Origin of the sequence: Limosilactobacillus sp. WILCCON 0051 (genome assembly GCF_039955095.1) — a bacterium.
GTDB lineage: Bacteria > Bacillota > Bacilli > Lactobacillales > Lactobacillaceae > Limosilactobacillus > Limosilactobacillus allomucosae.
The window spans coordinates 1277086-1296088 of sequence record NZ_CP154878.1 but is presented as its reverse complement, the minus strand read 5'-3'; the positions used below and the strand labels follow the sequence as shown (position 1 = coordinate 1296088).

At 47.1% G+C, this 19003-nt stretch carries 19 protein-coding genes; 17 read left to right on the top strand and 2 right to left on the bottom strand.

Annotated elements, in window-relative coordinates:
• Positions 1 to 220: 220 nt before the first annotated feature.
• On the bottom strand, positions 221 to 562 hold the full coding sequence (locus ABC765_RS06165) for a hypothetical protein (protein ID WP_347953305.1): 342 nt from the start codon (positions 560 to 562) through the stop codon (positions 221 to 223).
• 242 nt (positions 563 to 804) lie between these two features.
• Here ABC765_RS06165 and ABC765_RS06160 point away from each other — a divergent pair, with 242 nt between their 5' ends.
• The 4 genes from ABC765_RS06160 (at position 805) to ABC765_RS06145 (ending at position 5414) form a co-directional block, all read left to right on the top strand.
• The gene (locus ABC765_RS06160) at positions 805 to 1650 is read left to right on the top strand and encodes a restriction endonuclease (protein WP_347963703.1); all 846 of its coding nucleotides are present in this window, start codon (positions 805 to 807) and stop codon (positions 1648 to 1650) included.
• A 189-nt stretch (positions 1651 to 1839) separates the two neighbouring features.
• The gene (locus tag ABC765_RS06155; RefSeq protein WP_347979950.1) at positions 1840 to 3801 is read left to right on the top strand and encodes a hypothetical protein; all 1962 of its coding nucleotides are present in this window, start codon (positions 1840 to 1842) and stop codon (positions 3799 to 3801) included.
• Positions 3785 to 4648, top strand: coding sequence for a hypothetical protein (locus tag ABC765_RS06150; RefSeq protein ID WP_347953302.1), 864 nt, complete (start codon positions 3785 to 3787; stop codon positions 4646 to 4648). The genes ABC765_RS06155 and ABC765_RS06150 overlap by 17 nt, the downstream gene beginning before the upstream one ends.
• Entirely contained in the window at positions 4638 to 5414 is a 777-nt protein-coding gene (locus tag ABC765_RS06145; protein WP_347979949.1) for a DUF6339 family protein, read from the top strand. Before ABC765_RS06150 ends, ABC765_RS06145 begins: the two co-directional genes overlap by 11 nt.
• A gap of 180 nt (positions 5415 to 5594) precedes the next feature.
• On the opposite strand, the gene ABC765_RS06140 is transcribed toward ABC765_RS06145, so the two are convergent.
• Entirely contained in the window at positions 5595 to 5858 is a 264-nt protein-coding gene (locus ABC765_RS06140; RefSeq protein WP_347979948.1) for a hypothetical protein, read from the bottom strand.
• A 283-nt stretch (positions 5859 to 6141) separates the two neighbouring features.
• Between ABC765_RS06140 and rihA the strand changes: the two genes are divergently transcribed.
• The 13 genes from rihA (at position 6142) to ABC765_RS06075 (ending at position 18997) form a co-directional block, all read left to right on the top strand.
• A complete protein-coding gene (gene rihA, locus ABC765_RS06135) occupies positions 6142 to 7080 on the top strand; it encodes a pyrimidine-specific ribonucleoside hydrolase RihA (protein ID WP_180304286.1) in 939 nt (312 codons plus the stop codon).
• Positions 7081 to 7362: 282 nt separating this feature from the next.
• Complete coding sequence (locus ABC765_RS06130; RefSeq protein ID WP_033935439.1) at positions 7363 to 7662, top strand: SemiSWEET family transporter; 300 nt, start codon at positions 7363 to 7365, stop codon at positions 7660 to 7662.
• Between the two features lie 304 nt (positions 7663 to 7966).
• Complete coding sequence (locus ABC765_RS06125) at positions 7967 to 8662, top strand: amino acid ABC transporter permease (RefSeq protein ID WP_347979947.1); 696 nt, start codon at positions 7967 to 7969, stop codon at positions 8660 to 8662.
• Positions 8663 to 8671: 9 nt separating this feature from the next.
• Entirely contained in the window at positions 8672 to 9424 is a 753-nt protein-coding gene (locus ABC765_RS06120; protein WP_347979946.1) for an amino acid ABC transporter ATP-binding protein, read from the top strand.
• 24 nt (positions 9425 to 9448) lie between these two features.
• Positions 9449 to 10234 (top strand): transporter substrate-binding domain-containing protein, encoded by a 786-nt coding sequence (locus tag ABC765_RS06115; protein ID WP_347979945.1) that lies wholly within the window; start codon positions 9449 to 9451, stop codon positions 10232 to 10234.
• Between the two features lie 159 nt (positions 10235 to 10393).
• Positions 10394 to 12169, top strand: a complete 1776-nt coding sequence (locus ABC765_RS06110; RefSeq protein WP_347979944.1) for a LytS/YhcK type 5TM receptor domain-containing protein — start codon at positions 10394 to 10396, stop codon at positions 12167 to 12169.
• On the top strand, positions 12169 to 12906 hold the full coding sequence (locus ABC765_RS06105) for a LytTR family DNA-binding domain-containing protein (RefSeq protein ID WP_347953293.1): 738 nt from the start codon (positions 12169 to 12171) through the stop codon (positions 12904 to 12906). The genes ABC765_RS06110 and ABC765_RS06105 overlap by 1 nt, the downstream gene beginning before the upstream one ends.
• Before the next feature lie 275 nt (positions 12907 to 13181).
• Positions 13182 to 13658, top strand: coding sequence for a CidA/LrgA family protein (locus ABC765_RS06100; protein WP_347979943.1), 477 nt, complete (start codon positions 13182 to 13184; stop codon positions 13656 to 13658).
• A gap of 29 nt (positions 13659 to 13687) precedes the next feature.
• Positions 13688 to 14422 carry an LrgB family protein gene (locus tag ABC765_RS06095; protein WP_347979942.1) on the top strand — a complete coding sequence of 245 codons (735 nt, stop codon included), beginning with the start codon at positions 13688 to 13690 and terminating at the stop codon, positions 14420 to 14422.
• Positions 14423 to 14443: 21 nt separating this feature from the next.
• Complete coding sequence (locus tag ABC765_RS06090; protein ID WP_347953291.1) at positions 14444 to 15430, top strand: L-lactate dehydrogenase; 987 nt, start codon at positions 14444 to 14446, stop codon at positions 15428 to 15430.
• A 145-nt stretch (positions 15431 to 15575) separates the two neighbouring features.
• On the top strand, positions 15576 to 16667 hold the full coding sequence (pdhA, locus tag ABC765_RS06085; RefSeq protein ID WP_048344922.1) for a pyruvate dehydrogenase (acetyl-transferring) E1 component subunit alpha: 1092 nt from the start codon (positions 15576 to 15578) through the stop codon (positions 16665 to 16667).
• Positions 16668 to 16669: 2 nt separating this feature from the next.
• On the top strand, positions 16670 to 17647 hold the full coding sequence (locus tag ABC765_RS06080; protein ID WP_347953289.1) for an alpha-ketoacid dehydrogenase subunit beta: 978 nt from the start codon (positions 16670 to 16672) through the stop codon (positions 17645 to 17647).
• Between the two features lie 18 nt (positions 17648 to 17665).
• Complete coding sequence (locus tag ABC765_RS06075) at positions 17666 to 18997, top strand: dihydrolipoamide acetyltransferase family protein (protein ID WP_347979941.1); 1332 nt, start codon at positions 17666 to 17668, stop codon at positions 18995 to 18997.
• The last annotated feature ends 6 nt before the right edge of the window (positions 18998 to 19003 follow it).

The following is a 19003-nucleotide window of genomic DNA, read 5'->3' as shown; positions in this document are numbered from 1 at the left end:
ATAGATATTATAACAGCCTCTTTTTGAAATTACAGAAGGTGGCTGTATTTATCATGCCCTAAATCAGATATTTGACTTGATCCTTCGGGAGTCATTTCCCGATCAAGTCCTTATTTTAAAATAAAATTGCCTAAAATCGTTGATAACACTTGACTTAGAGTAGAAAAAACCGCCGCTGCTTTTGGGGAACAACGGCGATTAAGCTGATTGAGACATGAATTTAAAGTACTAGCGGCATGGCACTGTCTAACGCCATCACCGCATCATAGATGTTATCACGATCGGCTCTGGTATAGGTATGTTTTTTCACTTTTTCATCGACTAATTGACGAAATTCTTTGGCTTGCTCTAAAAATTTGACATATTGTGCGGCATTTTCAACCTCACTGGTATGGTACATAAATTCATTCATCGTATTGACGTTGCGCTGAAAAGCATCCAGATGAGCCCAGAGCCGTTCCTTGACGCCGGTTGACTTCATGGCATCAACGAACAGCCGCTGTACGTTGACGGCTTCTTGATAGGCCAGGCGCATGTAGTCGCGAATATAGTTTTCCGTCATGATCTGCCTCCGATAGATGATCTTATTTTTTATGATAGCAGTTTTTGGCGAATAATGGTCTAAATCAGATGGAAAAACGGTCAATTAAGTTTGAAATTGTTGGATTGAAAGGCGAGTTAGCGTTTGAACGTCAATTTAAATAGATTTTATCCAAGATATTTGCCGTCAGCTATGTCAAGCCCGGCTGAATTCAGTTAAAATTGGTATATGTATATTTATTTTGAGTAAAAGGGCGGATCGGTTTGAAGTATCAGAAAAGATTTGTAGACAAAGCAATCTTAATGGCACTGCAGGATCTGGGCGGTTCAGCCAGTCGCGAGATGATTCGCAAAACGATTGCTGAAAATCAGTATGACGGGCTGCGCTATGAGGATGTTTATGCAGGCAAGGATGAGAATCGTCATACGCCATTTATGGAGGATTTTACCGCCGCAATTCAAGATCTGTATGAGTTTGGCTATATTGAGCAGCCCCGAGCCGGTGAGGATATCGTCACAACGGATCTGGGTAGACGGCAAGATCTGGCTGACTATGAGACCAAGCATGATTCAAAGCGGCATTCTCATCAGCAGCCTAAACAGATGACACTTACGCGGGCTTCTGAGGCACAGGATCTGCAAAACGCGGATTGGAAAGCGGATCTGCTTAAGTGTTTGATGCAGTTTAGTCCAGCCAAGTTTGAAAGTTTTTCGCGGCTGCTGATTTCCAAGATGGGCGTCCGATTGGATAAAGAGCGCGGCATTAAACTGACTGGCGATCATGGCATTGATGGGTTCGGTTATTTTATGGCGGATGATTTTCGTACCAGCCGGGTTGCCATCCAATGCAAACGCTATGGCAAGCAGCCGGTTTCGGAACCGGAAATTGACAAGTTTAAAGGCGTAATGGCAAGCTTTAACGCGGATTATGGCATCTTTATCACTACCAGTCATTTTACCGCTCAGGCCGAGTTCAAGGCTTATCAAGGCAGCAATACGGTTACCTTGATCGATGGTCAGCAGCTGGCAGAATTGGTCGAAAAATACCAGCTGCATATTAAGCCGGTTAAGACGTATGTACTTGACGACTACTATTATCAGTTCAAATAAAAAGGCACCTCATCGCTGAGACGCCTCGAAAAAATGATCCTTGCAGCAGCTGGTTTAAGCGTTGCCGTTAGAATCAGTCAACAAGAAAATTTAATGATAAAGCTTATTGACGCCTTGATTATAGCATTAATGGCAATGTGAAAACAGTCTGGCTAAATCAGTTGCAATAAAAGAATTGGGGGAATGAGCATGGGATTATTTTCTAGTCATAATCAACCAAAAATGAATCCTGATCAATGGTACTTTCCATATGGTCAAGATCTGCAGATGGAATCAGGATCCAACGCGTCTTTGGAAATGTTTCGCGACCAGCCATTGGATTCACTGGCTCGCGAGATATGTCAAAATTCGCTTGATGCAGCAGCCAGCCGGGAGCCAGTAAAAGTCGCATTTCAATATTTTGACCTGCCTACTGAACAGCTGCCAAACGTCAATCAACTGCGTGACGATATCCTGCCAGCCGCGCAAAAAGAATGGTCTCATGAGAAAAAGACGCAGCAGATGCTTAAACGGATGGCAGAAACGCTGAGCCGGCCAACGATTCCGGTATTAAAAATCAGTGACTACCAAACGACTGGGCTTTTGAATAAAAACTGGCAGTCGCTGATTGAGCAGGCGGGGTCGTCAATCAAAAAAGACGATTCTTCAGCCGGCTCATTTGGAATCGGCAAAGGAGCGCCGTTTGCAGTCAGTGATCTGCGAATGGTTGGCTATAACTCGCTGGCAGCTGACGGGCATCGTTCAATCTGCGTGATGAAATTCGTTTCCTATAAGCTGCGAGAGGCCAAACAAAATATTACTCAGGGTACCGGTTATTTTGGCGTGTGTGGCAAACAGCCTTTTGATACCGATCTACCGTTTGATCAAAAACATCCTCGCCAAGAAACTGGTACGGACATCTATGTTCTTGGCTTTAACCGCAGTCTGTTGAGTGATTGGCAGACGCAGATCAAGCGTTCGATCGTTGACAACTTCTTATTCTCACTTTATAAGAATCGACTGGTGGTTGAAGTAGATGGTGAAACGATTGATTACCCAGCTGCCAAGATGATTTTAGATGACCTGCAAAAAGATAAACGACTGGCTAAGAAATATCGAGATGCCTTTTGCTATCTCAACGTTTTGGAAGATCCCGACCACTGCGAGTTTTCGCTTCAAGGATTGACCAACTACGGGGTACCGGATGGCGATGCAATCTTGCTGACTTCAAACTGCTCACAGGCTAATAATCGTCGAGTCTTAATGACGCGTGAAGTGGGGATGAAAATCTATGAACAGAATCGAATCAGTTCCACGCTTCAATTTTCGGGTATTTTCTGGGCCAATGGTGAAAAAATCAATCAGCTGCTGAAGGAACTGGAAAATCCCAATCACGACAAATGGTCTGAAAAGCGAGCCGCGGATCCAAAGAAAATGGGTGAGTTTTTAAGAAGTATCCGTCGTTTTATCAGTACCACGATTAAAAACCAATACGAGCAAAAGATTGAAGAACAGGTTGATGCGTTTGGCGTCAGCAGCTTTTTGCCGGATGATCTAAATGCTTTTAAAGGTGCCAAGGCGCAGCTGAAACAAAAAGGCAGCAATCGTCCTAAAGTCAAACTAGAGGCCCAGCCGCAGACCAGCGATCAAAGTCCAGTGCGGGCCAGTGAGACCGAGCTTAGCGATGATCTGGATGAATTTGGCACGACTGGCGTTCAGGATGGTGAGACCAGCGGCTCGGGATATGATGGTGGCGAAGGTGGCGGCATTGGCGGTTCAAACAATGCCTCGTTTGGTGATCAGCCCGGCAGCCATGCTCCTGATAAAGGTAGTGATCAGTACGCTAAAATCAATGTAAAACGGCAGCTGATCGGTAACGTTACCTATCGCTGTATTGAAGCCGACTATCATCAAGGCCGCTATAATCTGTTGATCAATCCCGGCCAGCCGCTTGACCAGGTACGAATCGGAATCAATGTGGTGGGCGACTCAGGCAATAAAGACATCGTACATGTAAAAGCCGCTTCCTTGGATGGCACGCCGCTGGGAACTAGCTTTAACAGTGTCTATCTTGACCAGCTGGCAAAAGGACAGTGGCATCGGATTGAAATGATTTTGAATCGGAACTCGCGCTTGAAACTGGAGGTGGAAGTCTATGCGCATTGTGAATAGCATCTATCCTTACCCAGTTCTGTCGATTAACGACCCGGATTACCAGGCAGATTCAAGCTTTGTCGTGCATTACCGCCTTGAGGATGCGACGCCATTTAAAAATGCGGTCTTGTATGCTGATTTTGAGCTGCATGATCAGGTGCTGAACGAGCAGATTGAACTGGATAAGGCTGGTTTTTATCTGCACATTGAAAATTCGCGTGCGGCTTTTCGGCGGCTGATCCCGGTTGAACCAGGCAAAACACAGATTGCATTCGAGATTGATCCGCGCTACTTGCGTCAAAAAGTAGAAATTACTGGCTTTTTATTGGCTAAGGATACAATCATCGGCTTACGCAATGCCAGCGTAAATCCTGATCTGTACGGGCCGGGCTACGTTTTTCCTGATTTGGAGCCAGGGGACCCATTGGCAGTATCATTTACGATCAACCTGGACGTATCCGATATCGACAGTTTCCAAAACATTTCTTCAATCATGAAGGTAACCTCGCATAAGGACAAAGAAATGAAAGTCAACAATGATGGGGATGTCGTTTATATCTATCTGCCAGAAAAGATCTATCAGCAGTATGTTCGGGATCAGGACCTTCCCAACACCTCACTGAGTATCGTGATTATGCCGGCCCTGCTGCAGTTGCTGAATTTTATGGCCCAGCCGGGAGCTGAAGAATTGTCTGACAAACGCTGGTATCAGGTGATTGAAAAAAAGATGCAGGCTAATGATTTTGAAGTTGAGGATCTGTATAAAGACCCCAGCCTATCGCTGAAAGTAGCGCAGATTCTACTGGAAATGCCACTGGATCGTGCGTTTGACGAAATAGAAAGGTTGACGACGGATGAAGACTAAGCTGCGGACGTGTACGAATGAATTTTTGGAAGCTTTTAAACGTGATTTCGATGAAAAATACCTGGATCTCTATCGCAATCTGGATCGAGCAGCAATCCAAAAACTTTTTGAAAACGATGAGGTATACGAGATCAATCATGAGTTTGAATACCAGCTGCTGAAACCAGGCGATGAGGTCCATAATACGATTGCCGTCTACAGTGCGCTAAATTGGCTGACGCCGGTGCAGGCCACCCAGGAAGAGATGTGGTTTACGATGCTTAACACAGTCTATCTTGATTATTTATTGGCCAGTCTCAAACAGGTAGCCAACCATCAAAATTTTGATCAGCATATCAAAAACTATCTTTTCTTTTATGGCAGCACCATTCGCGCTCAGTTGAGACAGCGATTATCAAAATACTGGTGGGTAGGCAAGCGCTTGTATGATGAGCAGAATGCGGATACGGATCCTTACTGGCTGATTCGTTTCTTTTGCGAGCTGGACCTGTCTGGTAAGGCAATTAGTTTCTTTGCCAGCAAGCTGACGAACAATCAAGATATCGCGCTGGGAATCGTGGAAGGCATCTACACCCGACGCGACAAGGTAAAAAACGTTAAAGAGACCTATACTTATATCAATAAGCACTTTAACATGATCGGCGGCGTTAAGGTATTGGACATCATGACGCGTACCCAGGTCAAGCAGGAAACAATGGATTTTATCGATTACTTCACTGCCAACCCGCATACCTTGCCAGTCAAGAGTCGTCAAATCATAATCTAAACTTTAACGTTGGTTTGACTGGATTTAAGCTGCATCAAAATGTCTAACTAGTAGCAGCAGGAAATCCAGATTAAGAGCAGACAAAAAACGACTTGGCTGATTCTAAAACAGCTGCCAGTCATATGAATACCAACAAATAAAACCCGTTGCTAAGCAAAATACTTAGTAACGGGTTTTTGATCAGCGTGCCTTGGCCAGACTTTGGCAAACCGTAGTCGTTTCTTTTTCAACCAGCGGCAGGATGTCCATTGCCATGCAGTCGTCAATATGCAGCTTAATTTGATAGTCGCGGTCGTTAGGAAAGAAAGCATGATCTTGAACGTAGACGATTGCGCTTTGTACGGAATCCAAATGCCGCCGCTCGATTACTTCCGACAGTTCAACTGCCAGGCGTTCGATCATTTTTTGATTGTGGTGATATTTGAAAAAGCTGCGCAAAGTCACGTTTCATGCCTCCTAAAATTTATTAAAGCGAAGATGCTTTTTTCGATTACTCACGAGATAGTATTTTAGCTGAATCGATCTAAAAATCAAGCCTTTTACCACGAAAAAATTATTATATTTTGATGGGAATCTGAATTACGAAAAACTACTGATAGATCAAGGTTTCTGCGCTTTTCAAAGCAAATTTTAAAAATTAAATTCGGGGATTTGAAGTCACTAGGTAAAATGTTATACTAGTTTTACAATTGAAAACGCTTTATCAAATGGAAAGGCAGGAAAATTTATGACGAAAAAAATTATCCTCGATTGTGATCCTGGTCATGACGATGCTTTGGCAATGACGTTGGCGGTGGCCTCGCCTAAAATAGAGCTGCTGGCCGTTACGACTTCAGCTGGCAATCAAACGCCAGACAAGACACTCAACAACGCCATGCGGATGCTTAAGCTGTTGGGCAGAGAGGATATTCCAGTTGCTGGCGGGAACCGGACTCCTTTGGTCAAGCCATTGGAAACAGCCGGTGAGGTGCATGGTGAAAGCGGTCTGGACGGCTATCCGCTGCCGGAGCCAGATTTCCAGCCGGTTGAGCTGACTGCGATCGAATTGATTGCCAAAACGCTTAAAGAGAGTGCAACGCCGGTGACACTGGTAGTTACTGGACCAATGACCAACGCGGCGCTGTTTTTGCGGGTTTACCCAGAACTAGCCAAGGCAAAAATTGATCAAATCGTCTACATGGGAGGGGCCATGGGACTTGGCAACTGGCAGCCCAGCGTGGAATTCAACATCTTCGTTGATCCCGAGGCGGCTAAGATCGTCATGAATTTCGGGATTCCATTGGTAATGGCACCATTAAACGTTACGCATCAAGCGCAGATCTTGAAACCGGAAATTGAGGCCCTGCGGCAGATCAAAAATCCAGTTGGCCAGGCATTTTATGGCCTGCTGAGCTTTTTTGAGCGTTATCATGAAAATCCAAAGTGGGGCTTTCAAGGAGCACCGCTGCATGATCCTTGCACGATTGCCTGGCTGATTGAACCAGAGATGTTCCAAACCGAAAAAATGAACGTCGATGTTGAAACGACCGGTGAGCTGACGCGTGGCGAAACGGTCTGCGACTACTATGAGCTGACCGGCAAGCCGCAGAATACCGAGGTCATGCTGGGAATCAATCGGCAGCGTTTTATTGAGCTGATTATGGAAGCACTGCATAGCTTTGATTAATTGTTAATGAAACTGGGATTGGCTAAAGCCGGTCTCAGTTTTATTTTTTTTTGAAAAATTTAAGTCAGCGGTGCAGATTAATGAAGCATTCAGTCAGTCGTGAAGCTAAACGTTTATCAATAAATTGGTCTGGATGCAGTTTTCTGACAACCGGTTGACATTAAGTTCAATGGTGTTAAGATGAAACCGTTAACAAGTTGTAAACGTTTACGATTGAGTTTGGGATTTTGCAAGATGTTGACTGATTTAAGCCGATATCGATCGGAAAGAAGGAACTTATTCATGACTAATCCACATTCACATTCAGCACATTCCTTTACCAGCGAAAAATTCATCAGCTGGCTGGGACGTTTTGCCAGCGTAATCGCCATTCTCATGTACATTTCCTATATTGCTCAGATCATTAATAATCTGCATGGTCAGTATGGCTCACCGGTACAGCCATTTGTCGCCGGCATCAACTGTACGCTGTGGAGCATCTATGCTTACTTTAAAGAAGATCGGGACTGGCCGGTTTTTTGGGCCAACTTCCCTGGGATCTTTTTCAGCTTTGCAACATGCCTGACTAGTTTTGCCTGGTAATAAAACGTTGATTCCTAAAGTTTTGGATGAGCTTTAGGAATTTTTTGTTGACAGCTTATTTTTTGTAAGTTATCATACAGTTACTAACTTTTTCAAAGGAGAAATCAGCAATGGCAAACTTCAATCCATTAACCAACCATTCATGTTGCAGCGGACCGCGCTTTAGCTGTCCGCTTATTGCCGTTGCTCAGCTGGTTGGCTGAAAACGGCCGGATCAGTATGAAGCGCAGCCTGGTCAATCCCGACTGCGCCTTTTTTATTACATTTGAAAATCATTTGAAACATTTAACTTAGGAGGGATAAGATGTGGCATACGATTCAAAGCTCGCTGCCAGAACTGTTGGCGGCCGGGTTTAAATACACGATTCCATTAGCCCTGGTATCTTTTTTCTGGGGACTGCTGATCGCGCTTTTCGTGGCGCTGATTCGTTTGTCCAGACAAAAGGGCGCATTTCGAATCTTAAAGGGAATCGCAGTCTTTTATGTCTGGCTGTTTCGTTCAACGCCATTATTGGTTCAGCTGTTCATTGTCTTTTTTGGCCTGCCGCATTTGGTTATACCAGGAGTCTTTCCTGACGGCGTGCAGCTCAAGCCGTTTACCGCTGGGGTGATTACTTTCTCGCTCAATACTGGTGCTTATGCCTCAGAAACGATTCGGGCGGCGATTGCTTCCGTTCCCAAAGGTCAATGGGAGGCGGCTGAAGCAATTGGCATGACCAGACTGCAGGTACTTTGGCGCATCATTTTGCCCCAGGCATTGCGAGTCGCGCTGCCGCCGCTGGCCAACTCATTTATCAGTCTGGTCAAGGATACCTCATTGGCAGCTTCTATTACGATTGCAGAAATGTTTTCGGTAGCTCAGCAGATCACGGCTGAAAACTACGAGCCGCTTTTGATGTACATTATCGTGGCTTTGATCTATGCCCTGTTTACGACCGTTTTATCGCGTCTGCAGGCCTGGCTGGAAAAATCACTGGCCAAGACCGCACCTGTTCAATAGGAGGTTTTAATGAAACTCGCTAAGATTAACAAATGGTTTGGCAAAAAGCACGTTTTAAAAGATGTCAGTCTGGAGTTTCCGGCTGGGCAGACGACGGTTTTGGTTGGCCCTTCTGGATCGGGCAAGTCAACGATCCTGCGCTCGCTGAATCTGTTAGAGCAGCCTGATCGCGGCACCTATGATTTCGATGAGCTGCATTTGAACTTTGAAAAGAGCGTCAGTCGCAAGCAGAAACTGATGCTGCGGCAGAAAACAGGCATGGTTTTTCAAGACTACAACCTGTTTCCACATCTGACGGTTCGGCAAAACGTTACGGAAGGTCCCATCCGCGTGCTCAAGCAGTCTAAAGAAACTGCCAATCAAGAAGCACTGGAAATATTAAGCAAGGTCGGACTGGGTGATTTGGCTGGTGCCCATCCCGCACAGCTTTCTGGCGGGCAGGCGCAACGAGTGGCAATTGCCCGTGCGCTGGCCATGAAACCGGAATACGTGTTATTGGATGAGCCAACTTCAGCACTTGACCCGGAACTGGAATTAGAGGTCTTGCGCGTGCTGCTTAAACTGGCTCAGGAAAATCAATCATTGATTATCGTAACGCACAACATGGTCTTTGCTAGACGCGTTGCCGATAAGATCGTTTTTGTCGAGGATGGCACGATCAAATATGATGGCGATCCGGCAGCTTTTTTTGCACCGGATAATCCTGATGAGCGGATTCGCCATTTTATTGCGGCCATGACAATGGAAGAACTGGAAGCCTAAAAGGAAAAACAAGGGGAAAACAACATGAAGATTTTTAAGAAGATTGCCTTAATGACAGCTGCACTGGCATTGGGAACTGCGATTGGCACGACGATCAGCCATGCCGACTCGGTCAAGTCCGAGTTGAAAACGCCTGATACGCTGACGATTGGTCTGGAAGGTACCTACGCACCGTTCTCATATCGTAAAGACGGCAAGCTGCAGGGATTTGAAGTTGAGCTGGGCAAAGCCGTTGCTAAAAAGATGGGCTTAAAGGCCAAGTTCGTGCCAACCAAATGGGACTCTTTGATTGCCGGATTAGGCGCCAAGAAGTTTGACGTGGTCATGAACAACATTGCGCAAACGCCTGAACGCGAAAAGAAGTACCTTTTCTCTGATCCCTACATTTCATCGCACTTTGTCATGATCGTTAAAGAAAACAGCTCGCTTAAAACGCTTAAGTCTATCAAAGGCCACAAGTTTGCCGCGGGTGTGGGGACCAACAACGCTACGCTGGTTAAAAAGTATGGCGGGATTACGGTTGACGACAGCGACTTTGCCAGTGGACTGGATATGATCAAGCAAGGCCGGGTCGAAGGGATGATCAATAGTCGCGAGGCTTGGTACGTCTATGCTAAAAAGCACAGCACCAAGGGACTCAAGATGATTGACGTTTCCAGCGAAGCCAAGCCGGTCAAGGTTGCAGCAATGTTTAACAAGAACTCATCGGCGCTGCAAAAACAATACAACCAGGCACTACAGGAACTGCAAAAGGATAGCACGCTCCAAAAGCTATCCCAAAAGTACTTTGGTGCTGACATTACCAAATAGCCGCTAAAACATGATCCGGAGTTATCCAGACCATGTTTTTTATTTGGATATGGATAGAATAAGTGGCTTAAAATCAAAATCTTGTTAAGCATCTCACTAAACATTTAAGAGATTGTGGTATATTAAGTTACTGGATGAGCAAGATTAAGGAGTGAACTTATGGGAGAACTGGCTTTTTTGATTGCAGAACGAGTGGGACTGATTATCCTGCTGGCCTTTATTCTGGTCAATATCCGGCCGTTTCGGCGGCTGCTTTTAGATGCCACGCCGGCCAATCTATTTAAATTGGCGCTGATTTTTTCAGCCTTTGCAATCATTTCTAATTTATTGGGGATTGAGATCGATCCTGATAATCATATTATGCGCGAAACCATTTTATGGCACGTCACTCCTGGCTATTCAGTGGCTAACGTCCGCATTCTGGCCGTAACGGTAGCCGGGATCGTTGGCGGACCTGGTGTTGGCGGACTGACGGGTCTGGTTGCCGGAACTCACCGAATGATGCAGGAAAGCTGGGCCGCGGATGCCTGGTTTTACATTGTCAGCTCGACTTTGATCGGGATTTTGTCTGGGATGCTGTACCACAAAAATCGCCGTCATTTTGTCGTCATGCCGCCATGGCAGGGCTTTTTGGTCAGTTTGGTGATGGAATCGATTCAGATGATCTTTGTCGTTTTCTTTAGTCCGACGCATTTAAAACTGGCCCACTTTATCGCGCTGCCGATGATTGTGATCAGTTCGATTGGGACGGCTTTTTTCCTGATGATTCTGTCTTTATATTTTCGCCAGGAAGTTGATACGCGCGCCGTTCAGACTCGTTCGGTAATGAAACTGGCAGTCAGGACGCTGCCGGCATTTCGCCATGGTCTGCAGTCAGAATCGGCGCGTCAGGTTACTGATCTGATCTTGGAGTATACTGATTTTGACGCGGTTGGCATTGGCAATACTGAAAAAACGCTGGCCTTTGCCGGAGCTGGCAGCGACCATCATTATCATGACATGCCAAAAGCTGATGTGCCGCGTTTTGCTAAACAGGCGCTGCAGAATCGGCAGACACAGCTGGCCTATAACACTGGACAGATTGGCTGTCATAACGATCATTGCCCCTTGCAGGCAGGGATGGCGATTCCCTTAACGTTGGGCAGCCGAGTACTAGGCGTTTTGACGCTGTATTTTAAGGAAAACTGGCAGCTGACCCCCGTTGAGATTCAAACCGGCGAGGGACTGGGTGAGATTTTAGCCACGCAGATCGTATTGGGCGAAAAAGAACGCCAGGCAGGACTGCTTAGAGATGCGGAGCTTAAGTCGCTGCAGGCCCAGATCAGTCCCCACTTTTTCTTTAATTCGATCAATACGATTATTGCCATCTCGCGTTTTGACAGTGAAAAGGCGCGGTTTCTGCTGCGTGAGCTCAGTACGTTTTTCCGTTCTAATCTGTTGGGTGCCAATCAATCCAAGATTCCGCTCAAACAAGAGGAAGCCCACGTTAAGGCCTATCTGAATCTAGAACAGACGCGCTTTCCCGACAAATATGACGTTGAGTTCTACAGCAGCGTTGATGATCAGGTGCTGGTTCCGCCATTTGCCATTCAGGTCTTGGTAGAAAACGCCATTCATCATGCATTTGGCAATCGCAAGACCGGCAACATCATTAATATCTGGATTACCAAATCCGGTAAGTATCTGGAAATAAGAGTAGCCGACAATGGCGAGGGAATCGATCCGGCAGTCATAGGCAAGCTTGGCAAGGAAAAAATTGATTCAGAGCAAGGGAGCGGTACGGCCATGCAGAATCTGAATGCGCGTTTGAAAGGTCTTTATGGCGACAGTGCCAAGATGCAGATCGTAACCGGCAAGACGGGGACTTCAATCTCGCTTTTGATACCTTATGCACAAACTAAACAGGATCTAAATACGGAAGGGGCATCTATATAATGAAAGTACTGATTGTTGATGATGAACCGCTGGCCAGAAATGAACTGCACTATCTATTGGAGAAAAACACGCTGGTCAATCAGATTGATGAGGCCGATGGGGTGATGACGGCTGATCAAAAAGTCAATGCCACGCATCCCGATCTGGTCTTTTTGGACATCAAACTAGATGATGGCAACGGTATGGCACTGGCCAGACGTTGGAAAAAGCTGCCTCAGCCACCAGCAATCGTTTTTGCCACGGCTTATGACAACTACGCAATCGATGCGTTTAATGAAGCGGCCGTTGACTATGTTTTAAAGCCGTTTGACCCGGATCGAATCAACGAAGCCGTTGCCAGAGTCGCCAAGCTTTTGGGCAATGCGGAACAGTCAGAAGACGTTGCTGAACAGACTGCCTGGCAGAATCCGCGGCTGTCGATTACGATTGATGACAAGACGATGGTGATTCAAAAACGCGATGTGATGTATATTGAGACCCAAGGCGGCTACACGCATCTGCATCTCAGAAACGATAAGCTCTTGATCAGTCGGCAGACGCTAACCAGTATTGCTCAGCTCTTGGATCCAAAGCATTTTTTGCGGATTCATCGGGGATTTATTGTTAATCTGGACGAGATTGACGAAATGCAGCCCAGTTTTAATCATACCTACGAGCTAACGTTAAAAGACGGCAGCAAAATTCCAGTCAGCAGGTCATATGTGGCTAAAACCAAGAAGGCAATCGGACTGCAGTAGCTCGAATTGTCTAATATTTGCACAAGCATTGAATGTTAAGATAATGCATTCAGTGCTTTTTATTTTGTCAAAAAAGAATCCTCAGGGCATCTCAGCAGCCGGTAAAGGCATTTCATCGTCAAATTCTGTCAATCAATGTGAAAACTAACACAAAATCAATAAGATTAACTACAATACATTGTGTAATCGATATCAAAGATGGCCATCTTAAATAAGATTAACTGCAATTATTTTTTATGATATTTTCGGATTGATTTGAGGGAAGGGAAAACAACATGGATAAGAAGGAAAAACAAGCGTCAGCCAAGGAAGAAAAAAAGGCAGCGCCAATTCTGGTACAAATGGGCATTTTTGCCGCTATTCTGTTTGTCTCACAGCTGATTTCAGATTTGTTCCCAGCTAGTTTCGTAGTACCAACGCCACTGATTGGGATGGTGCTGCTCTACATTCTGTTGGCAGCTCACATCGTTAAACTGGAGCAGGTTGAAAAGTTTGGCGACTTTATGATCAGTATGATTGCCTTTCTATTCGTGCCATCTGGCGTTCAGCTCTGTGGCAGTCTGGGACTGATGAAGCGTGAAGGTCTTCAGGATATCTGCGTCATCATCATCTCCACGATTATCCTGCTGGTCGTAATTGCTTACGTGGGCAACTTCTTTGTTAAGCTGCATGAACGCTTGGCACATAAGCAGTCAAACACAGCGTCAAGCTCAAATGCAAGTCACGCGGGCACGCAGCATATGGCTCACTAAGCCGTGTACGAGAAAAGGGAGGATTAAAAATGTTTAGTCAATCAATGGTATTGCCTTATACCGGTATCTTAATCTCACTGGCTGGTTATCTTTTAGGGATGTGGCTGTTTAAGATCAGTCATGGGTTCTTCTTGTTTACGCCGCTTTTGGTCGGAATGGTCTTTGGAATTGCGGTTCTGGCAATCTGGGCTAAGGGCATCGGATCTACGACGGCAGCCGTCTACACTAAGTACTACCTGCCGGGCGGAAACATCATCTTCTGGTTCTTAAACCCGGCTACGGTTGCGTTTGCCATTCCGCTGTATCGTCGAAATGATATTTTCAAGAAGTACTGGCTTGATATTGTTTTGACGCTGTTTGTCGGTGGCTTTATCTCCTTGTTTGGGATTCAACTGGTTTCCAAGCTGTTTGGTCTGTCGCGAGTTTCCACGGCTGCCATGCTGCCACAAGCCGCAACGACTGCTGTTGCCATGCCAATTGCCAAGGGGGTTGGCGGTGACCCTGCCGTTACTGCCATGGCATGTATTTTAAACGCCGTCATCATCTACGCCCTGGCCAACTTCTTGATCAAGATCTTCCGCTTGAAGAAGATTTCCAAGGTTGGTACTGGTCTGGGTCTGGGTTCTGCTGGCCACACGGTTGGTTCTGCCAAGGCGCTGCAATTAGGTTCAATTGAAGGGGCAATGGCTTCGGTTGCCGTAGTTATCGTTTCGTTGGCAATGGACATTCTGGTTCCAATCTACGTCAACCTGTTCATGAAATAATTAACAAAGGGGTATCGTAATATGTCTTATCGACAACAAAAAGTCGTGCTGATTGGTGACGGTGCGGTTGGTTCTGCCTATGCATTTGCCATGGTTCAGCAAGGATTGGCAGAAGAATTCGCAATTATCAACCACACCAAGAGCAAGGGTGAAGGCGACACGCTGGACTTAGAGGATGCGACGGTCTTTACCTCACCAAAAAAGGTTGAATCAGCCGACTATTCGGTCTGCCGCGATGCCGACTTGGTCGTGATCTGTGCCGGGGCTGCCCAAAAGCCTGGCGAAACCCGGCTGCAATTGATCAACAAGAATCTCAAGATCATGGCTGATGTTACGCAAAACGTGGTTAAGTCCGGCTTTAACGGCATCTTCTTAGTGGCGGCCAACCCAGTCGACATTCTGACCTATGCCGTCCAAAAAATCTCCGGTTTCCCAACCAGTCGTGTAATCAGCTCCGGCACGCTGTTGGACACGGCACGGCTGCGCGTGGCTTTGGCTAAGGAGTTCAACGTCAGCCCTGCCGATGTATCAGCTAACGTGTTAGGCGAACATGGCGATTCTGAATTTGCGGCCTACTCATCAGCAGCAATCGGTGGCAAGAACCTGCTGCAGATTGCCAAAGAAGAAGGTATTTCAGAAGAACGTCTCAAGCGAATTGAAGATGAAACTCGTCACAAAGCCTACGAAATTATCAACCGGAAAGGTGCGACCTACTATGGCGTTGCCACGGCCTTGATGCGGATTACCAAGGCTATTCTGCGCAATGAGAATGCCGTTTTGCCAATTGGTGCCTATGTTAACGGCGAATATGGCGTTCACGACCTTTATCTGGGGACGCCAGCTGTCATCAATGCGCATGGGGTTGAGCAGGTTATTGACGTTCAGCTTGACGAACGCGAACAAAAAGCAATGGCACATTCCGCGGCCGTTCTGCGTGAAGCAGTTGATCGCGGCATGAAGGAAACGGGTCTGAATAAAGATGTCGTTTCGCTGGTTGCTAATGCATAATATTTCACAAAATCAACGAGGAAAACGTTTTCTTAAAAAGATGATGTTTTCCTCGTTTTTTCGAAAAAAGACTTGATTTTTCAAAAAAATGTTATAAAACTATAAGTGTAAGCGTTTCATTGTTTATTAAAGGAGGTTGTTCTAGATGAAAAAGTTGGATTTTGAGGAGCTGAAACATAACCCCGAAATCAAGCCGCTTCAAGTTCTGGACGAAGATGGCAAAGTCGTCAACCCCGATTTGATGCCTGACCTGAGTGATGAAGAGTTGGTTGAACTGTTTAAGCAGATGGTTTGGTCGCGAGTATTGGGTGACCGTACCATGAAGCTTTGTCGGCAGGGCCGGTTGGGATTCTTTGCCCCGACTGCCGGTGAGGAAGCCAGTCAAATGGGTTCCAACTTCGCAATGAGCAAGGATGACTTTCTGCTCGGCGGCTACCGTGACGTGCCACAGCTGGTTAAGCACGGTCTGCCAATGTGGAAGGGATTCTTGTGGAGCAAGGGCCACGTTAACGGCAACAAGTACCCTGAGGAATTAAATGCCGTTCCGCCTCAGATCATCATCGGTGCCCAATATGCCCAGACGGCCGGCGTGGCACTTGGTCTGAAGAAGAAGGGTGCCAAGAACGTTGCCTACACCTACACTGGTGATGGCGGTACCTCACAGGGTGACTTTTATGAAGGGGTCAACTTTGCCAGTGCCTTTAAAGCACCGGCCCTGTTCTTCGTACAAAACAACCTGTACGCAATCTCGGTTCCAAGAAAGGCTCAGACGGCAGCGCCAACCTTGGCTCAAAAGGCTGTTGCCAGCGGGATTCCTGGACTGCAGGTTGATGGGATGGATGCCTTGGCTGTCTACAGCGTTGCCAAGCAGGCTCGTGACTGGATCACGGCCGGCAATGGTCCCGTCCTGATCGAAACGCTGTGCTACCGTTATGGACCGCACACGACGGCTGGTGACGTGCCACGTCGTTACCGTTCCGAAGATGAAGAAGATATCTGGCTGAAGAAGGATCCACTGATTCGGATGCGCAAGTTCTTAGAGAGCAAGGGCCTTTGGGATGAAGACCAGGAAAAGGCCTGCGTTGAAGCAGCCAACAAGGAAGTCGATGACGCAATGCAGGAAGTTGAATCACAGCCAACGCAGACCGTTACCGAACTGATGCAAAACGAGTATGTGGTTACGCCGCCAGCAATTCAAAAAGAGCTGGATGCTTACCAAGCAAAGGAGGCTAAGTAATCATGGCTAAGATGACAATGATCAAGGCAATCACGGCTGCCATGGATGAAGAGCTTGCTCATGATGACAAGGTAATGATCTTTGGTGAAGACGTTGGTAAAAACGGTGGTGTCTTCCGGGCAACTGATGGTCTGCAGGAAAAATATGGCAACGATCGCGTATTCGACACGCCGCTGGCTGAATCCGGCATTATCGGGCTGGCTAACGGGATGGCGCTGGAAGGCTTCCGTCCCGTACCAGAACTGCAGTTTATGGGCTTTATCTACGAAGCCTTTGATGAGCTGGCTGGTCAGATGGCGCGCTACCGCTTCCGGATGGGTGGCACGCGCAAGTTCCCAATCACGGTGCGGGCTCCATTTGGTGGTGGGGTACACACGCCAGAACTGCACTCAGACAGCTTTGAAGGCCTGCTGACTCAGGTTCCTGGGCTGCGCGTGGTTGCGCCAAGTGGTCCTTATGACGCCAAGGGACTTTTGATCTCGGCAATCCGCTCTGATGATCCGGTCTTCTTCTGTGAACACATGAAGCTTTACCGCTCGATCAAAGAAGAAGTGCCTGATGAAGCCTACACTGTTCCATTGGACAAGGCAGCCGTCAAGCGCGAGGGCACTGACGTATCCATCATCACGTATGGCTACATGGTTCAAGAAAGTCTGGCAGCTGCTGATGAACTGGCCAAGGAAGGCATCAATGCTGAAGTCGTTGACCTGCGTACGCTGGCACCGCTTGATGAAGATACGATCCTGGAATCCGTTAAGAAGACGGGCCGCGTCGTACTGGTTCAAGAAGCTCAAAAGCAAGCCGGCGTTGGTGGTCAGTTGGCCTCGCTGATCGGTGAAAAAGGCATTTTGTACCTGGATGCACCAATTGCGCGGGTAGCTGCTCCGGACACGCCATATCCATTCAGTGATGCCGAAGAAGTATGGCTGCCTAACAAGCAAGATATCGTTGACAAGGTTAAGGAAACCGTCAACTTTTAATCGCGAGGTGGAAGATCAATGAGCAAATATGAATTCAAAATGCCAGAACTTGGTGAAGGGATGGCAGAAGGCACGATTGGCGAATGGCACGTTAAGGTTGGCGACACCATTCAAAAAGACGCCGATATGGTTGAAATCGAAAACGACAAGTCAACCTCTGAAATTCCATCACCAGTCGATGGCAAGGTAACCAAGATCAATTTTGAAAAGGGCGACGATGTTACGGTTGGCCAAGTACTGATCGAATTTGAGGTTGCTGATGGTCAAGGTAATGTTGATGCCGGTGCCGAAGCAGAAAGCGATGCCAGTGCTGCTCCTGAGCCAAGTGCCGCCCCAGCACCAAGCACTGCTTCAGTTGCCCCAGCATCAGCGCCAGCCGCTTCTGCTCCAGCGGCTGCTCCTAGTGCTGCCGACCACTCCCTGCCAGTACTGGCAATGCCAGCCGTACGTCGCTATGCACGCGAAAAAGGTGCCGATTTGGCTCAGATTGCCGGTACCGGTCGTCATGGCCAGATTCTAAAGACTGACGTTGACGCCTTCTTGGCTGGCGGTGCCAAGGCTGCCCCAGCTGCTGCTGAACCGGAAACGCCTCAAACGGCAGGTGCGGTTGCTATTGAACAGCCAGCACTGCCAAAGGGTTCCGCTGAATGGCCACTGCACGATGAAAAGATGACGCCAGTTCGCAAGGCAACGGCTAAGGCCATGATCCGCTCCGTACAGCAGATTCCAATGATTCATGTCTTTGATGACGTAGTGGTTGACAAGCTTTGGGATCACCGCAAGAAGTACAAGGAACTGGCTAAAGAGCATGGCGTTCACCTGACGTTTATGGCCTACCTGACCAAGGCACTGGCCGTAATCATGAAGGAATACCCAATCTTTAACTCAATGGTGGACATGGCTGACCAAAAGATCGTCTACCGTGACTACATCAACGTCGGTATTGCTACGGACACGGATCGCGGTCTGTTCGTACCAAACGTTAAGCATGCTGATTCCATGAGTCTGTTTGACATCGCGCGTCAAATCAGCGCCAATACCGAAAAGGCTAAGGAAGGCAAGCTTTCTGGTGATGATATGAGCCACACTGGCATGTCGATCACCAATATCGGCTCAATTGGCGGCGGCTTCTTTACGCCAATCATCAACTGGCCGGAAGTAGCCATCCTGGGTATGGGACGCATTGTTGAAGAACCAGTCGTTGTTGATCACGAAATCAAGGTTGCCAAGGTCTTGAAACTGTCGCTGGCCTGCGATCACCGGGTAATTGACGGTGGTACGGCACAGCGGGCAATGAACCGGCTCAAGGAATTGTTGAGTGATCCAGAACTGTTATTGATGGAAGGGTGATCAGGC

Excerpts from the sequence above, each read along its gene's own strand:
- ABC765_RS06165 (WP_347953305.1), bottom strand. The coding sequence starts at position 562 with ATGACGGAAAACTATATTCGCGACTACATGCGCCTGGCCTATCAAGAA.
- ABC765_RS06155 (WP_347979950.1), top strand. The coding sequence starts at position 1,840 with ATGGGATTATTTTCTAGTCATAATCAACCAAAAATGAATCCTGATCAA.
- ABC765_RS06150 (WP_347953302.1), top strand. The coding sequence starts at position 3,785 with ATGCGCATTGTGAATAGCATCTATCCTTACCCAGTTCTGTCGATTAAC.
- ABC765_RS06145 (WP_347979949.1), top strand. The coding sequence starts at position 4,638 with ATGAAGACTAAGCTGCGGACGTGTACGAATGAATTTTTGGAAGCTTTT.
- rihA (WP_180304286.1), top strand. The coding sequence starts at position 6,142 with ATGACGAAAAAAATTATCCTCGATTGTGATCCTGGTCATGACGATGCT.
- ABC765_RS06130 (WP_033935439.1), top strand. The coding sequence starts at position 7,363 with ATGACTAATCCACATTCACATTCAGCACATTCCTTTACCAGCGAAAAA.
- ABC765_RS06125 (WP_347979947.1), top strand. The coding sequence starts at position 7,967 with ATGTGGCATACGATTCAAAGCTCGCTGCCAGAACTGTTGGCGGCCGGG.
- ABC765_RS06120 (WP_347979946.1), top strand. The coding sequence starts at position 8,672 with ATGAAACTCGCTAAGATTAACAAATGGTTTGGCAAAAAGCACGTTTTA.
- ABC765_RS06115 (WP_347979945.1), top strand. The coding sequence starts at position 9,449 with ATGAAGATTTTTAAGAAGATTGCCTTAATGACAGCTGCACTGGCATTG.
- ABC765_RS06110 (WP_347979944.1), top strand. The coding sequence starts at position 10,394 with ATGGGAGAACTGGCTTTTTTGATTGCAGAACGAGTGGGACTGATTATC.
- ABC765_RS06105 (WP_347953293.1), top strand. The coding sequence starts at position 12,169 with ATGAAAGTACTGATTGTTGATGATGAACCGCTGGCCAGAAATGAACTG.
- ABC765_RS06100 (WP_347979943.1), top strand. The coding sequence starts at position 13,182 with ATGGATAAGAAGGAAAAACAAGCGTCAGCCAAGGAAGAAAAAAAGGCA.
- ABC765_RS06095 (WP_347979942.1), top strand. The coding sequence starts at position 13,688 with ATGTTTAGTCAATCAATGGTATTGCCTTATACCGGTATCTTAATCTCA.
- ABC765_RS06090 (WP_347953291.1), top strand. The coding sequence starts at position 14,444 with ATGTCTTATCGACAACAAAAAGTCGTGCTGATTGGTGACGGTGCGGTT.
- pdhA (WP_048344922.1), top strand. The coding sequence starts at position 15,576 with ATGAAAAAGTTGGATTTTGAGGAGCTGAAACATAACCCCGAAATCAAG.
- ABC765_RS06080 (WP_347953289.1), top strand. The coding sequence starts at position 16,670 with ATGGCTAAGATGACAATGATCAAGGCAATCACGGCTGCCATGGATGAA.
- ABC765_RS06075 (WP_347979941.1), top strand. The coding sequence starts at position 17,666 with ATGAGCAAATATGAATTCAAAATGCCAGAACTTGGTGAAGGGATGGCA.